Consider the following 16406-nt stretch of genomic DNA (forward strand, 5'->3'; position numbering starts at 1 on the left):
CGCACCAGGGTGTAAACCTGGTGCGCCCGAGTATACCCGATAGCTGCACTTTTAAGAGAGACTTACAATTAGATTAAGCAAAAATCCGATCACCAGTCTGCATAAGGCACCAGCGGTTCCGGCGGTAAGTCCATATCACCCTGCCAGCCTGCGGCAGAATACCGAACATAGAGCAGCGCATGACTCGGGGTATAGTCTTTCGCTTCCTGAATATCAACGCCCAGACCGACAAACCAGTTGGACGTCACGCGGCGTTCAACAATCGCCCTTGCGGTATAACCCGTCCCTGACGAGCTGCTTCCGGTTTCCATCACACCTTTATCGGTATAACGGCCTGGCTCATTGTCCGGGATCAGCCCCTGCAACGGATAACGCATCACATCTTTTGTTTTTGAATGGGACCAGGAGACGGAGCCACCCAGCTCCCATGACCAGTTCTCGGTGCGTTTACGCCAGTTCACCGGTAAAGCGAACGACACATACTCCTGCGGGCTGTAGTAACCGCCCTGGCCCAGCGAATAACCGCTTAAATCCTTATCGTAATGCCAGAGCATATTGGACACGCCGACCGTCAGGCGCTCGTTGTTCTGATTGATAAGCTTGTAGTAATAGCCGGTCATCCAGCGGACGCGCCAGTTATCTTCGACATGCTTCCCGCTGAGGCTGTCGGCACTCAGGCTTGACCAGATACCGTTAGCTTCGCCTTTGTCGTAGCTCACGCTCACGCCGCCACCGGTGGCACGCACGCCGCCCCAGGTGGTGTCGGTATTGGGATCTTTTTGCCCGGCGAAGGCCAGCACGGAGCTGGAAATCGGACGGCGATGGGCGTTCAGGGTGTAGCCAATCGGCCCTAAGTCGTTGCTGTAGCTCAGGCTGCCCACCACATCGACCACGTCGAAGCCCATCGGCGTTGTACCGATGTCCCACGCCCAGGTCTGGTTCTGCCAGCCGACGGCCACGCTGGCGCCGTTGGCCGACTGATTCGTGCTGCCGCGACATGGCGTTTCGGCGCAGGTGCCCCACGTTGGATCGTAAGTGCCATTGTCCGTATCAAAGGAACCGGCGTTCATATTGACCAGATCGCTACGGAAGAACATGCGACCATCCGACAGCGGCGCATCAACCTGGAGCATGGTGGTGTGCGCTTTCAGGTCGGAATAGCCCCCCGTGCCGCTGGAGCCCCAGTAGTCGTGTTGCAGCGTGACGTTAAGATCCTGCTGACGATAAAGATCGCCTGCATCGCTGCGTACGCCGCGCTTCAGCCAGTCATCTTTCTCATCGTTACGCGTAAGACGCGTAAAGCTGTCGTTATCGGTCGGACGGGTCGTCGTGATGCCCGATAAGACCATCGCATCTTTCCAGGTTTCCAGCGCCTGCTGAGGCTGGCCGTTTTGCGCCTGGAAACGGGCGGCATCACGCATCACCAGCGCGCTTTCCATAGAAGGCGGCTGCGATTTTGCCTGAGGCACAATCGCGTTGAAGGTCTTTTCTGCCGCGGCAGAATCACCCAGACCGGCCTGCGCCATGGCGATCCGGCGCTGCATATTGAGGGAGAGCGGTTCGCCGTTTTGTGCCGCGGGCAGTTTCGCCAGCTCAGCGCGAGCGGCGTCCCTGTTGCCCTGAGCCAGATTGACTTCGGTCAGGCCGAGAATCGCGTCTTCGTTCTGCGGTTCCCGTTGCAGGACGGTGTTGTAGGCGGTTTTCGCGGCCTCATGATCGCCACGCTGTTCAGCCCAGTCCGCCAGCGTTAAGTCGATACGGGTGGACGGGGGCTGCTGGCGAAGCAGCGCTTCCGCCTCCTGCTCTTTTCCACCGTCGCGCAGGCGGTTGGCGTTTTCCAGCACCTGGTTACTTTGCAGGCGGCTCGCCAGCTCCTGAATGTTGCTGTTCCACCTGTCGCGCGGCAGCGTGTTCAGATGCGCCAGCGCGGCGCGGTCCCGATCGTTGCCGGACAGGTACAGCCCGCTGGCGTAAACCTGCTCCGGATCGCCCGGTTTCTGGCTTGCCAGCTGACGCATCAGGTTATCCCCCTGGCTGCGCTGACCCGCGCTATACAGATCGCGCGACAGCCGGTAGGTGATCCACACGTCGCCCGGGGAAAGCGCAAGGCGTCGGCGCTGGATTTCTGCGGCCTGGGCATAATTCCCCTCGCTTTCCAGCCGTTCGGCCTGGGCTGACAGCTGCTCGTTCGTCAGGCTACGTTCAATATCATCAATGCTGCGGCGCTGGCTGCCAGAGAGCGACTGAATAAACTGCGTCGCCTTCTCCGGAGACTGTGCGCGATAAATATTGGCAAGACCGCGCACCGCGTTGGTGTTGCCGCTGTCCATACGCAACGCCTGGCGATAATAGCGTTCGGCCGCGTCGTTATCTTTACGCGCCGCCGCCGCATCACCCAGCCCCAGCACCGCGTAGCTGTCGGTATTATCGACGCTGCGCGCCTGCTGATAATAGCGTTCCGCCTGGGCCGTATTGTTGGCTTTCAGGGCGTTATCCCCCTGCTGGATCAGCAGCCAGTATCGGTTGACCTTCAGCAGGCTGTCCCATTTGCCCCGGTTATCGCTCTGCGGATCGAGGGCGATCGCCTTTTCAAACTGCGCCACCGCGCGGGCGCGATCGCCTTTCTGGGAATAGGCCTGCCCCAGCGCGCCTACGGCTTCGCTGTCAGCGTGGTTGGCGCTGACCGCTTTCTGCAACTCCGTCACCGCTTTGTTGCCCTGCCCGGCTTCCACCGCGGCTAACCCTTCGGCTTTGGTGCGAAACGCCGGATCGGCGAGCTGTTTTTGCTGCGCTTCAAGCTGCGCGCGCGCCGCCGTCACGTTATCGCCATCGCTGAACACGCTCAGGTACTGTTGCAGCGCGGTGACGCTGGTGCTGCTGGCCGGCAGATCTTTGATCTGCTGGTACCACATATCCGACGCCTGACTGCGGCCCTTGTTCGATTTGGCCATCTCCTGCAACACCGCAAACCCTTCTTCACGGCGTCCGCTCTCGAACAGAAGCTGGGCCAGCGAGGCCTGTAGCGGGGCGTTGCCCGGGCTGGTGGCGTTAAGGTTTTTAAGCTGGCCTATGGCTGAGTTCCGGCGGGCGGGATCTTTTGCCACCACGTTCCAGTACTCCGGCGCGATGTCGCCCGAGGGCGGATTACCGTCAAACAGTTTGTCATACGCGGCAATGGCTTCCTGTGTATGACCGGTAGTGGCAAGCAGGCGAGCCTGCTGGAGGGCCTGGCGACCGTCCGGCGTGGAGAGCAGCATGGTCGTACGGGAGGACTGGTACGCGCTGGAATCGGGTGCCATTCCTTTCAGGCGATCCAGCTCTTTTTGCGCGCCCGCCGTATCGCCCTGTCGTAACAGATAGCGGAAGCGTGCGGCAATCACGTCCGGGTTGTCGGGGTCGATCAGCTCAAGGCGGTAAAGCGACTGACGCACCAAATCCTCACGCTGCGTGGATTCGCCCAGACGGACCTGTTCCAGCAGCTGTCTCTGCTGCGGGGAGTTGGCGGCCTGGGCCAGGGGCATTAGCGCCAGGCCAAGCGATAACGTGAGGAGATTTAGTGTGAACGTGCGCATTCCTGGCCCCAATCCGGTAGTAATTCACCTTGCGCGGTGAAGCGAAAACGATGCTGATCCCACCCTTGTCCAAAGAGGGTCAGAACGTAGCTGTAATAAGCATTATTATCGGGAAAACGATCGGCGACGCGCTGGCGTTGCACCGCCTGCGCGTCCCGGTTTTGTAAAAACGGAAGCAGGGAGGCAGAGAACCCAACCGGCCCATCTCCGGTACGTTTCCCGGTCGCTACGTCCACTTTTTCCGGCGGCAAGCCTTGTTTGGTTGTGGTGGTCGCCATGGGCTTGAAACGCGCCAGTAGCCGGGCTTTCTGTGGATCGCTATCGTTCATCATCCCTACCCAGAGATAGACGCGAATCGCATCGTAGCTGCCGATAAGGGACGCATCCCGCTTCAGCTGCCAGCCGCCCTTCTTCTGATATTTCACCCAGTTCGGGGAAAATCCTTTAGGCGCGGTCTCCAGCAGCAGACGCAGGTTGGTTTCTCGGAGCGTCGTCCACGGTGCACCAAAACGGGTAAAATAGCTCGCAAGCTGCGGCGGCAGGTAGCTGGGGTTGAAGCGCCAGGCACTCTCTTCGGCAAAACCGACTTTACCCGGCAGCAACATAGAGCCCAGACCCGGCACCTTCACCACTTCCTCGGTGGCAATGCGCGTCAACAGCGCCTTACCCGTGCGCGTATAATCGGGATTTTTCCATAGCCGCCCGGCTTCCAGCAGCGACCAGGCAATCCAGATATCGGCATCCGACGCCGAGTTCGAGTCGATAACGGCCCAGGTTTCGTCGTCCTTTTTCCCCCACAGCCAGGCTGGGAGATACTGGGCTAAATCCCCCTCGGCAAGGTTATCGCGTGTCCATGCCAGCAGCAGATCGAACGCCTTGCGATCGTTTGCTGCCAGCGCAAAGAACAGCCCATAGCTTTGCCCTTCCGAGGTGGTGATCTTGCGCGCGTCGCTGGGATCGATAACGCGCCCACCTTCGCTCATATAATCCTGCTTGAACGTCTCCCAGGCGGGCCAGCGGCAGGCGGCATGAAGATTCGCCGCCGCCAGCATCAACGCTGCGACTACACACCCACGAAAGATTTTCATCACCGCTTACTCATGGTCCGGATTAAGACGACGACGGCTAATGATTCGCAGCAGACGCCACAGCACCCAGGCCAGTAAGACGACGCTGAGCGCAGCCAGCACGGCCAGCAGCACCGGGTGGTTAGACAGGGCGTACCACAGGCGCTCGAACCACGGCAGATGGCCCACATAGTAGACATCCCCCACGCGCAGGCTGTTGACCCCCGACTCACGAATAACCGAGACGGAACCGTACATTGCCGCCCGTTTACCGCTGTCGTTCATGGCCGTATTGAGCAACTCATAGCCGCGCGGGCTGTCCGCCAGCAGGGCGATAACGCTGCGCTGGTCGTTATACGGCGACTGGAAGCCGACAATCGCGGCCATCGGGCCCGTTGAGCTTACGGTCGTCCTGATATTGGCCTGACGATCGCCGCTGTCCGGCATGATGCTCGGGAACTCGGTCTGACGCAGCGGCGTGTTGACCCATGACTGCGCCGCCTGCACCAGCAGATCGACGCGCTTCTCGTCTTTCAGCTTGTCCGGAATGTTGCCGATGACCATGATATCGGCATCTTTGTTCTGGATCTGGCTACCGTCGTTCGTCACCGTCACGTTGACCGCCGGCAGGCCGGTTTGCGCCCCGATGGTGCCCATGGTATCCAGCAGTGTGGCAACCTGACCTTCGTTGGCCGCTTTTGGCATCACGACAATTGATTCAGAGAGGTCTGCCATGCGGCTGAACGGGAAGCTGGCGTTTGCAAACGCACGCAGGTCCGGCATCGCGATAAAGTGGTAATACTTCGAGAAGTCGATCGTGGAATCGTCACCAATCACCACGTGGTTTTGCACCGGCTGGAAGGTAATACAGTTTTCCACCGTTCCACCCGGCATCGGGTTCATATACTGGAAGTTAAACCGCAGCTGGTTCACCGCACCCAGCTTCAGCGCCGGGATCGACACATCGGTTTTACCGTCCAGCAGCCCCTGCAATACTGGCAGACGAAGCATCAGCCGGTTTGTCTCCTGGCTGCTGGTCAGGCTGAATGATTGCAGGAACTGGTTGTTGAGGCTGATATCCATGCGCGAGCTGTCTTTGGTTGCCGGCGCGGTGTAACGGTAGTTCAGGTTGATATCAATCCCGTTGGTGCGCAGCAGATACAGATCCGGCGGCAGGTTCAGCGACAGGCTGACGGGAGAAGGCTCCAGCCCGGTGGACTGCAATTGCTCTTCATAGGTTTTCAGCTCGCCGAAGGTGATCGCACGGTCGGTACGCACCCAGTTTGGGGCATCATAAGGCTTACGCGCCAGCAGCGGTTTCACTTCATCCACCACGACGCTGTTGCCGCGGAACAGGATATTCCCCTGCGCAATGCCCTTCGCCGCCTGCACCAGATCTTTTTCATCACGCCCGAAGACCACCAGCAGCTTCACGTACGGGTTGTCCGGATGGGTGATCATCTCGATGGTGGGCGCTTTCACAGCCGGATGGTCACGCAGAAATGACGGACGTTTGGCGTTGGTGGCAAACACGATCGCGTTTTTATCCGGCATTTTGTCGTACATGACCGGGAAACTCTGACCGCGCCAGCCGGAGCGGGAACCAAACCAGGATGCCACGATGGAGGCCGCCAGCTGTTCGGTCACATCTGGAGAGCCCGCAAACACCATCGGCAGGTTCAGAGGACGGTTATCGCGCGGGTCGAAGAACGGCACGGGGAAGGCCGAAAGATCGTTTTTCAGCGCCAGTGGCTGATACGTCATCTGTAGCGAGGAGTTACGGCCTACATCCAGCCACAGGGTGCTGCTGGCCGGGTTTTCACAGACATCGCGATAGTGGCCGACAAATTCAAGGCGTACGCGGTTAAAGTCGGTGATAAACAAGGGGTTAATCGGCACCTGGGCCAGGGTTTTCTTACCCAGCTGCTCTTTGGTGACGGGCAGGACGTCCATCAGCTCGTCATTCAGATAGACCTTAAGCTGGGACTGCACCGGCAGCAGCGACGGCGATGGCGTGTATTCCAGGTTGAGCATCGCTTTCGACACGACTTCATCGCTGCGCATACCGAATTCGATACCGCCATTGGGGTTAATGCCGCGCAGGACCATGCTGCCCGGAGGAGGGGCGATCTGGGCGAACGTCAGCTTAACGTCACGCGACGGCGTATTTTCCGCAACCACGGGTGCGTTGGCACCGGGCACGCCAGGCATGACCTGCCCCACCACCGGATTACCGGCAGGCAGCGTATTCCCCGTCGTCGGCTGATTTGGGACGACGTTTTCCGTCTGCCCCGGCGCCGCCGTCACAACCGGATCGGTCGCTTGCGCGACGACAGGCACCGTTGGAGCGGGCGTGGCCGCTGCGTTATCAGGCGCCGCGTTAGCCACTGTTGCAGGGAGCGCACTCATCCCCATTGCCACTGCACATAACCAGGAAAGTTTTGTTTTCATCGCGTTATCATCATTGTTGAGCCATAACCGGGTCCGCCTGCTTCGCTTCATCTCGCTCAGGCCGACGCGGAATGAACGACACGACCCAGGAAACCAGCGAAGTAAGTGACCGGAAAATTAATTTCACCGACGACGGGGCAAATTCTGCAAGGTGACGATAGCCACGGAACCCCAGCTTAAGAATATCCAGCAGGCTTTCCAGAGGCTTATCCTCAGGGAAGCTGTCCTGCCAGAGAGCCCACGTATCCGCGCGGGCAAACGTACACTGCACAAAATCAATGTGTTGCTTTTTAGTCAGCGGCATCAGTTGCAGACCCACCTCATTTCCTCTCACGCGTACAACCTGCGTCGGGAAGACATACTCCTGCTGGCCGCGCTTAAGCAGTAAGTTGACCTTCTGCCCCTCCAGCACCTTAGCCTGACCGTTGATCTTGATACCCAGACCGCCATCCGAGAAGTCATGTACGGTACAGGAGAAGAGATGGCCATCGTCGCGGGCAATGGCCGCGGGCATGCTGATTTCGACGCGGTGCGCGCGGCGGACCTGTTTACTCTCCACCGATACCGCCACCGCGCCACCGAGGATAATCAGGTTATAAAACACCCACGCCATACTCACGAAGACCGTCAGGACTTCGTTTTCCGGGCCGTAGAAGTAGCGCCAGATCCCAACAATGACGCCCACAATATTCAGCAGCACCAGGAAGATATAGGGCCGGGAGATCACCCAGTCGACATACTCCTCTTCCACCAGCCCGCCCTTCGCGGTGACGTTAAATTTCCCTTTATGCGGGTTAATCAGCGCTACCATGGTTGGCGGCGCGATGTACCAGGCCAGCACCGTTTCGTAAATTTCGCTCCAGAAGGAGTGGCGATATTTCCCCTGAATCTTCGAGTTCGTCAGGCTGGCGTGGATCATGTGCGGCAGCACGAACAGGGCAATCATCAGCGCGGGAGCGTAGATGATGTAAGCGTGAAGGAGCAGGAACGCCAGCGGCGCGGTGAGGAAGATAAGCCGTGGGATACCCGACAGGAAGTGGAACATGGCGTTGACGTAGCACAGGCGCTGCGCCAGCTTCAGCCCTTTGCCCATCAGCGGGTTATCGAGACGGAAGATTTGCACCATGCCGCGCGCCCAGCGAATACGCTGGCCGATGTGTGCCGACAGGGATTCCGTTGCCAGCCCCGCCGCCTGGGGAATGCGCATATAGGCCGAGGTATAGCCAAGGCGGTGCAGACGCAGGGAGGTGTGAGCATCTTCCGTGACCGTTTCCACGGCGATGCCGCCAATTTCATCCAGCGGCTTGCGGCGGATAACCGCGCAGGAGCCGCAGAAGAACGTGGCGTCCCACATGTCGTTCCCGTCCTGCACCAGGCCATAGAACAGCGTGCCCTCGTTCGGGGTTTTGCGGAAACGACCGAGGTTACGTTCAAACGGATCCGGCGAGAAGAAGTGGTGCGGCGTCTGCATCATCGCCAGCTCTTTCTCCTTCAGGAACCAGCCCATCGTCATTTGCAGGAACGAGCGCGTTGGCACGTGGTCGCAGTCAAAAATAGAGACGAACTCCCCTTTGGCATATTTCAGCGCATTGTTGATGTTACCGGCCTTCGCGTGTTCGTGAGTGGTACGGGCGATGTACTCTACCCCCACTTCGTCTGCGAACTGGCGGAACTCGGCGCGGCCACCGTCATCGAGGATCCAGATTTTGATTTTGTCCTTCGGCCAGTCGATACCCAGCGCGGCGTAGATGGTGTTTTTCACCACCGACAGATCTTCGTTGTAGGTCGGCACGAAGAGGTCCACCGTTGGCCACTGGGTCGTGTCTTTTGGCAGCGGCACCGGCTGACGATTCAACGGCCAGATAACCTGGAAGTAACCCAGCACCAGCACGATCCAGGCGTAGGTTTCCGCAAACAGCAGCACTAGCCCGCACACCAGGCTGACCGGATCGTCCCAGTTCAGCGTTGAGGTATAACGCCACCAGATGTAGCGGCAGGAAACGGTCAGCGACAGCACAATCAGCATCAGGGCGGAAAAACGCCCCGGAATGCGCCGCACCAGCAGCGCCACGCCCCACAGCAGGATCAAGAAGGTAAACTGCGCCAGCGGGTTGAACGGCTGGGTAATACAGACCAGCGCCAGAATGAGCGAGAACGCCACCACCACGCCGAGAATAAAACGCCGCAAGCCCGGGTGGAGGTGCCCGAGCTCTTTGTGGTTATCTAAATGTCCCGTTCTGTCGCCAACCCGGTCGGGTAGCCGGTCAAGCCACTGGTGATAGCGTTCACGCAGGTTCTGCACGCGATCGAAGCTGCGCCAGCGGGACGTTTTTTTCTCCGCGCCCGTTGAGGTCGCCAGCAGCCAGATGGACTGAATAGCGTAGCGCGCGGGATCGAGCGGACGCGGCTTGTCAGGGTTGATATGCGGATAGAGTTCACCGTGGCGCGCACGAATACGTTGCCAGCGCGGATGTTCAAGGGGGATGAACATCCACGCCAGAACCATCCAGAAACAGCCCAGCGCAGCGCTCAGCGATGAAGCGCCGTGATGACGGTAATGGCGATAGCGTTCACTTAAGCGCGAACTGACCGGCGGGATGAGCAGCCAGCTGGTCAGGCGACTCATGCCGTACTCCCGGCAGATTCAGGCCTTTTCGCAAAGTGCAGCAGACACCAGTTAGCCAGCGTCAGGATCTCTTCCGCCGCCAGTGAATCGCTACGGTACTCCCCAAGGGGTTGTTTCGACGCAAGGCACTCCGCCATCGCTTCGTCACGATGGATCACCATCGGCAACAGGCGGCGCTGACTCTGTAGCCAGACCTGATACAGATCGTCCTGGATCTGGCTGCCAATGCGCAGATCGTTGATCAGAATATGGGCATTGGCAGGCAACGCCTGCTGATGCAGACGGATATGGCAATTCGCATCTACGTTCGCGATGGAGAGCACATGGTCACACTGCGCCAGCAGCTGGCGGGTCAGCGACGCGGCCCCGTGCGGCAGGTCCAGAAGGATCCACCGATAGTGCCCTTTCTCTTTCAGGCTCTGCAACGCGGTGGTGAAGCGAGAGAACAGGCGCTGAAACGCGGCTTCATTCCCGCGTTCGGTTTCCGTCAGCTGACCAAAAGGAAGCAAATCGAGCTGGGAGGTATAGCGCAAACCCGCATCCCGCCAGTCTTTATCGTCCAGAAGCGCGCGCCCCCAGCCGTTTGAATACGTAAAGTCGACATTGAATGACATGCGCAGCAAATTATCGGAGCAGGCATCAATAACCAGTACCGATTCACCTAAAACCTGCAATGACCACGCCAGCGCCGCGGTTACGGAAGTTGTACCTACCCCACCACGGACGCCCTGTAATCCTAGTACGGCCATCAATGGCTTCCTTATTGTTGTTGGGCAAACTCAGCTAATAACGGCCAACGTTTAATAGCCGCAGCCAACTGTTCCCGCTGGGAAATATCGGTGTAATCTATTTCAGGCAACGAAAAAGCCTGCGTGAGCGCCAGAAAATCGTTTTGGAATGTGTAACCCAGGCTTGAGTCGACTGGCGTTGCGGGTTCGTTATTTTGCATTCTTATTTCATCCCTTTGAGTAAAATCATAAGATTCAGATGCAGCGAGGCGTCCTGCCCACGAAATTCATTTACATGCTAAATCTGATGTTCTTTAATTTCAATGTTAGGTTTATTTCTACGCTTTCGCTAGTAAACTGAGAGGCATAGAAATTCGACGAAAAGAGGGACACCGTGGACTCCATATTTTCTATTGGCATCCAGTCATTATGGGACGAATTGCGCCACATGCCAGTCGGAGGAGTCTGGTGGGTTAATACGGATCGTAATGCTGATGCCATCAGTCTGGTAAACCAGACGATAGCGGCGCAGGGTAAGGATTCCCGCGTTGCCGTCATTACGATGGGCGATGAGCCAAAGTCAATCATCAGGCTCGAAACTGACCGTGGACCCCAGACAGTACGATTATTTTCCATGTCAGCAGAGGCCGACAGTTTATACTTTTTACCCCGCGATATTCAGTGCTCTATTGTTCCTGAACACTATTTACTGATTCTTAAATGTTCTCAAAACGGTCTACAAAATATTCCGTCAGAAAAACTGCTGAAATGGCTGGAAAGAATCAACAGATGGACGAAAAATCAAAATTGCACCTTATTGGTGGTTAACCCAGGCAGTAATAACGACAAGCTTTTTTCACTTTTAATGAGTGAATACCGCTCCCTCTATGGCCTGGCCAGTATTCGTGTCCAGACTGACAGCCATCTATACGACGTGGCATTCTGGTGCAATGAAAAAGGGGTGAGCTCCCGACAGCAGCTTACCCTCAAACATGTCGGGGATGAGTGGCATCTTGCTCAACAGGAAGAGACGGTGGTTCAGCCACGCAGTGATGAAAAACGCGTTCTGAGTCATATTGCGGTACTGGAAGGCGCGCCTGCACTTTCTGAACACTGGTCACTTTTCGAAACCAATGAAGCCTTATTTGATGAAGCGCGCACCACGCAGGCGGCGACCATTATCTTCTCGTTGATTCAGAATAACCAAATCGAAACGCTGGCAAGGCATATTCACACGCTACGTCGACAGCGCGGCAGCGCGTTAAAAATCGTGGTGCGTGAAAATAATACCAGCCTGCGCGCCACCGATGAGCGCCTGTTACTGGGCTATGGCGCTAATATGGTCATCCCCTGGAATGCGCCCCTCTCGCGCTGTCTGACGCTGATCGAAAGCATCCAGGGCCAGCAGTTTAACCGCCACGTTCCGGAAGATATCAGCACCCTGCTTTCCATGACGCAGCCGATGAAGCTGCGCGGCTACCAGAAGTGGGACACCTTCTGCGATGCGGTGGGCAACATGATAAGCAATACGCTGTTACCGGCCGACGGAAAAGGGGTGATGGTTGCCCTGCGTCCCGTGCCGGGCATTCGTGTTGAGCAGGCGCTTACCTTGTGCCGCCCTAATCGTACAGGGGATATCATGACCATTGGCGATAATCGCCTGGTGCTGTTCCTCTCCTTCTGCCGGGTGAACGATCTGGATACCGCGCTGAACCATATCTTCCCGCTGCCTACCGGAGATATTTTCTCGAACCGCATGGTCTGGTTCGAAGATAACCTGATTGCTGCTGAGCTTGTCCAGATGCGTACCCTGGCACCCGAAAAGTGGGCCAAACCGTTGCCTGTAACAAGCGGTGCCGTACCGGTTCTCAACGCGAAGCATGACGGGCATGTCTGGCGTCGGGTACCTGAGCCGCTACGTTTACTGGATGAGAACAAGGAGAGCGCGCCATTATGAATATCAGCGATATCATTCAACTGGTTGTTCTGTGTGCGCTAATTTTTTTGCCGCTGGGCTACTATGCGCGCCATTCCCTGCGCCGTATTCGCGATACGGTCAGATTACTGTTCGTCAAACCTCGCTATATTAAACCCGCCGGAACACTGACTCGCGCTCCGAACGTCAAGGCAAACCGAAAACATGACTAATTCTACCTATACCTCTTCGGCGCCATCGCCACTCTGGCAATACTGGCGCGGCCTGTCCGGCTGGAATTTCTACTTTCTGGTGAAGTTTGGTCTGCTGTGGGCAGGCTACCTTAATTTCCACCCTCTGCTTAACCTGGTGTTTATGGCATTCCTGCTGATGCCAATCCCGAACCTCAGGCTGCACCGTATACGTCACTGGGTCGCTATCCCCATCGGTTTCGCCCTGTTCTGGCATGATACCTGGCTGCCTGGCCCCGAAAGCATCATGAGCCAGGGCTCCCAGGTCGCAGGTTTCAGTACGGACTATATGCTCGATCTGGTTGAGCGCTTTATTAACTGGCAGATGATTGGCGCGGTATTTGTCCTGCTGGTCGCCTGGCTGTTCCTGTCTCAGTGGATCCGCGTGACGGTGTTTGTCGTCGCGATTATGGTCTGGCTAAACGTCCTGACGCTGACGGGCCCGAGCTTCTCGCTGTGGCCAGCCGGTCAGCCGACAACAACCGTGACCACCACGGGCGGTTCCGCCGCCGCTACCGTCGCGACAGCAGGGGATACGCCTGTGGTAGGGGATATCCCCGCGCAGACCGCACCGCCGACATCCGCTAACCTGAACGCGTGGCTCTCCAGTTTTTACGCTGCGGAAGATAAGCGCCAGACGAAATTCCCGGATGCGCTGCCTGCCGACGCTCAGCCGTTTGAACTGCTGGTGATCAACATCTGTTCTCTGTCCTGGGCGGATGTCGATGCGGCCGGGTTGATGTCGCATCCGCTGTGGTCACATTTCGATATACAGTTTAAAGACTTCAACTCCGCCACCTCCTACAGCGGCCCGGCGGCTATCCGCCTGCTGCGCGCGAGCTGTGGGCAGCCTTCGCATAAGAATCTCTACCAGCCCGCAGCTAACCAGTGCTATCTGTTCGATAACCTGGCAAAACTCGGCTTTACGCAGCACCTGATGATGGGCCACAACGGCCAGTTCGGTAACTTCCTGAAGGAAGTGCGTGAACAGGGGGGAATGCAGGCGCCACTGATGGACCAGAAAGGGCTGCCGGTGACGTTACTGGGCTTCGATGGTTCGCCGGTGTATGACGATACCGCCGTGCTTCAGCGCTGGTTAGATACCGTCGGCAAAGAAGAAGGGACGCGAAGCGCGACGTTCTATAACACGCTGCCGCTGCACGACGGGAATCACTATCCTGGCGTAAGCAAAACGGCCGATTATAAAGCCCGTGCCCAGAAGTTCTTTGACGAGCTGGATGCGTTCTTTACCGAGCTGGAAAAATCAGGGCGTAAAGTGATGGTGGTGGTGGTACCGGAACATGGTGGAGCGCTGAAAGGCGACAGGATGCAGGTGTCTGGCCTGCGTGATATCCCAAGCCCGTCCATCACTAACGTTCCGGCCGGGATTAAGTTCTTTGGCATGAAGGCGCCGCGTCAGGGTGCACCTGTTGAGATCACCCAGCCAAGCAGCTATCTGGCCATCTCGGAACTGGTTGCTCGCGCAGTAGACGGTAAGCTGTTTGTGGAGGATAGCGTGAACTGGGATCAGCTCACCAGCGGGCTGCCGCAGACGGCAGAGGTATCGGAAAACGCTAACGCGGTGGTGATCCAGTATCAGAACAAGCCTTATGTCCGACTGAATGCCGGGGATTGGGTGCCGTATCCGCAGTGATAGCCGCTACACCCTCTCCCCTGTGGGGAGAGGGTTACTCTGCACTTCGTAACGAAATTTCTCCGCCCACCCAGGGCTTAATCACGCCATCCTGCTCAAGAAGCAACGCACCCTGTGCGTCAATGCCGCGTGAAGTGCCGTAAATCTCTTTATCTCCAATCAGCAGCTTCACCGGTCGGTTAATAAAGTTATCGAGCTTTTCCCAGCGGGAGAGGAATGGCGCTAACCCCTCCTGTTCAAAGAGCGTCAGCGAATTTCGTAACTCATTGATCATCCGGACGGCAAGCGTATTGCGATCGATGGCGATCCCCGCTTCCTGGAGGTTGGTCCAGGCCTGGTTCACCACATCGTTTTGCACGTTTCGCATTACCATGTTTAGCCCGGCTCCAATGACGATCTGCGCGGCATCGCCCGTTTTTCCCGTCAGTTCAACCAGGATACCTGCCAGTTTGCGATCGTTGAGATAGAGATCGTTCGGCCATTTCACCCGCACGTTATCCGCGCCCAGATCGTGCAGCACCTCTGCCATCACGATACCGATGACCAGGCTCAGCCCGATGGCCGCAGCCGGCCCCTGCTCAAGCCGCCAGTACATGGAGAGATAGAGGTTGGCGCCAAATGGCGAGAACCACTTGCGACCCCGACGGCCACGTCCTGCCTGTTGATACTCGGCAACGCAGGCATCGCCGGATGTCAGCTCGCTCAGGCGGTCCAGCAGATACTGGTTCGTCGAATCAATAACCGGCAATACCGCAACGTTGCCGTGCCCAATCTGGCTGCGAATGGTCTCTTCATTCAGTAACTGGATCGGTTCCGGCAGGCTATAACCTTTACCAGGCACCGTAAACACATCCACGCCCCAGTCGCGGAGCGTTTGTATATGCTTGTTGATAGCAGCGCGGCTCATGCCCAGCTGCTCGCCCAGCTGCTCACCAGAATGAAACTCGCCATCTGCCAGAATGCCGATGAGAGTTAACGGAATCGTATTGTCCTTCACGCAATGGTCTCCACGGCATTCACTTCGCCTGTTCGGCCAATAAAGCGAACTTCAGGCTCCAGCCAGACGTTAAATTTTTCGCCCACGCGCTGGCGAACATGGTGCGCCAGGTTGACGACATCTTCACTCGTCGCGCTGGACTGGTTGATCAGTACCAGTGCCTGCTGACGGTGAACAGCAGCGCCACCAACAGTGGTACCTTTTAAATCACATTGATCGATAAGCCAGCCTGCGGCCAGCTTCACGCTGCCATCAGCCTGAGGATAATGCGGAGCCGTTGGCCAGCCGGCGAGAAATGCTTTGGCGTTTTCGCTGCCGATCACCGGGTTTTTGAAGAAACTGCCCGCGTTTCCATTCACTTTCGGGTCCGGAAGCTTGGTCATTCGCATATGGCAAACGGAATCAAATACCTCACGCGGTGTGACGGTAGCCGGATCGAGGCGGGTCAGATCGCCGTAAGTCAGCACCGGTTTCCAGTCCTTTGCCAGACGCAGACCAACGGCCACAATGACGAACCGATCCTGATACTCGTGCTTGAAAATGCTGTCGCGATAGCCAAAGCGGCACTGCTCTGCGGTTAAGCGCTGCGCGTTACCCGTGGCCAGCTCAATGCAGTCGACGTATTCGCAGACGTGTTTCAGTTCGATGCCGTAGGCACCGATGTTTTGAATAGGAGACGATCCTGCGCAGCCCGGGATCAGGGCCAGGTTTTCCAGCCCGGGCATCCCTTTTTCAAGGGTATATTGCACCAGACGGTGCCAGTTTTCGCCAGCACCCACGCGTAAATGCCAGCTGTCAGCGCGCTCTTCAACGTCAATTCCCATGATGCGGTTGACGATCACCGTTCCCGCAAAATCATCGAGAAACAGGACATTACTTCCTTCGCCCAGAATCAGTACGGGTTCACCGTTTTCTGTTGCGCTCTGCCACGCGTTCAGCAGCTGCTGAGCATTTTCGGAACGTACAATTTGATTAGCATTTCGTTGAATACCAAAGGTATTCCAGGGCTTAAGGGAGTGGTTCATAGACGCTATCCTGATGCAAAAACCGGGGTAGTTTACCGTATATACGCAGGGATAGGTGATTAGTTTATGGAAATGAAGGATCTGCAAAAACGCAAAAAGGCCATCCTTGCGGATGGCCTC

General features: G+C 57.3%; 11 protein-coding genes. 3 read left to right on the forward strand and 8 right to left on the reverse strand.

Annotated features, from left to right (window positions below; genetic code table 11):
- Positions 1-89: 89 nt before the first annotated feature.
- The 6 genes from bcsC to bcsR are packed head-to-tail and all read right to left on the reverse strand — an operon-like array spanning position 90 to position 10665.
- A complete protein-coding gene (gene bcsC / locus E0L16_RS12870; RefSeq protein ID WP_131637061.1) occupies positions 90-3572 on the reverse strand; it encodes a cellulose synthase complex outer membrane protein BcsC in 3483 nt (1160 codons plus the stop codon).
- Positions 3554-4660 carry a cellulose synthase complex periplasmic endoglucanase BcsZ gene (bcsZ, locus tag E0L16_RS12875; protein WP_131637062.1) on the reverse strand — a complete coding sequence of 369 codons (1107 nt, stop codon included), beginning with the start codon at positions 4658-4660 and terminating at the stop codon, positions 3554-3556. Before bcsZ ends, bcsC begins: the two co-directional genes overlap by 19 nt.
- A gap of 6 nt (positions 4661-4666) precedes the next feature.
- Positions 4667-7090, reverse strand: coding sequence for a cellulose biosynthesis cyclic di-GMP-binding regulatory protein BcsB (gene bcsB / locus E0L16_RS12880; protein ID WP_107534170.1), 2424 nt, complete (start codon positions 7088-7090; stop codon positions 4667-4669).
- A gap of 10 nt (positions 7091-7100) precedes the next feature.
- Positions 7101-9716, reverse strand: a complete 2616-nt coding sequence (gene bcsA / locus E0L16_RS12885; RefSeq protein ID WP_063865334.1) for a UDP-forming cellulose synthase catalytic subunit — start codon at positions 9714-9716, stop codon at positions 7101-7103.
- On the reverse strand, positions 9713-10465 hold the full coding sequence (gene bcsQ / locus E0L16_RS12890; RefSeq protein WP_063450031.1) for a cellulose biosynthesis protein BcsQ: 753 nt from the start codon (positions 10463-10465) through the stop codon (positions 9713-9715). The genes bcsA and bcsQ overlap by 4 nt, the downstream gene beginning before the upstream one ends.
- Before the next feature lie 11 nt (positions 10466-10476).
- Positions 10477-10665 carry a cellulose biosynthesis protein BcsR gene (gene bcsR, locus E0L16_RS12895; RefSeq protein WP_003861175.1) on the reverse strand — a complete coding sequence of 63 codons (189 nt, stop codon included), beginning with the start codon at positions 10663-10665 and terminating at the stop codon, positions 10477-10479.
- A gap of 173 nt (positions 10666-10838) precedes the next feature.
- On the opposite strand from bcsR, the gene bcsE reads away from it, so the two are divergent.
- From bcsE to bcsG, 3 genes are read left to right on the forward strand one after another with little or no spacing between them, the layout of a single operon-like run.
- Positions 10839-12401: a cellulose biosynthesis c-di-GMP-binding protein BcsE gene (gene bcsE / locus E0L16_RS12900; RefSeq protein ID WP_131637063.1), complete on the forward strand. Its 1563-nt coding sequence runs from the start codon at positions 10839-10841 to the stop codon at positions 12399-12401.
- Positions 12398-12592, forward strand: a complete 195-nt coding sequence (gene bcsF / locus E0L16_RS12905) for a cellulose biosynthesis protein BcsF (protein ID WP_006808586.1) — start codon at positions 12398-12400, stop codon at positions 12590-12592. The genes bcsE and bcsF overlap by 4 nt, the downstream gene beginning before the upstream one ends.
- On the forward strand, positions 12585-14264 hold the full coding sequence (gene bcsG, locus E0L16_RS12910) for a cellulose biosynthesis protein BcsG (RefSeq protein ID WP_131637064.1): 1680 nt from the start codon (positions 12585-12587) through the stop codon (positions 14262-14264). Before bcsF ends, bcsG begins: the two co-directional genes overlap by 8 nt.
- Before the next feature lie 34 nt (positions 14265-14298).
- Here the strand turns inward: bcsG and birA are convergent, their stop codons facing one another.
- A complete protein-coding gene (gene birA / locus E0L16_RS12915) occupies positions 14299-15261 on the reverse strand; it encodes a bifunctional biotin--[acetyl-CoA-carboxylase] ligase/biotin operon repressor BirA (protein WP_131637065.1) in 963 nt (320 codons plus the stop codon).
- Positions 15258-16286 carry a UDP-N-acetylmuramate dehydrogenase gene (gene murB, locus E0L16_RS12920; protein ID WP_131637066.1) on the reverse strand — a complete coding sequence of 343 codons (1029 nt, stop codon included), beginning with the start codon at positions 16284-16286 and terminating at the stop codon, positions 15258-15260. Before murB ends, birA begins: the two co-directional genes overlap by 4 nt.
- Positions 16287-16406 lie beyond the last annotated feature (120 nt).

Origin of the sequence: Enterobacter quasihormaechei (genome assembly GCF_004331385.1) — a bacterium.
GTDB lineage: Bacteria > Pseudomonadota > Gammaproteobacteria > Enterobacterales > Enterobacteriaceae > Enterobacter > Enterobacter quasihormaechei.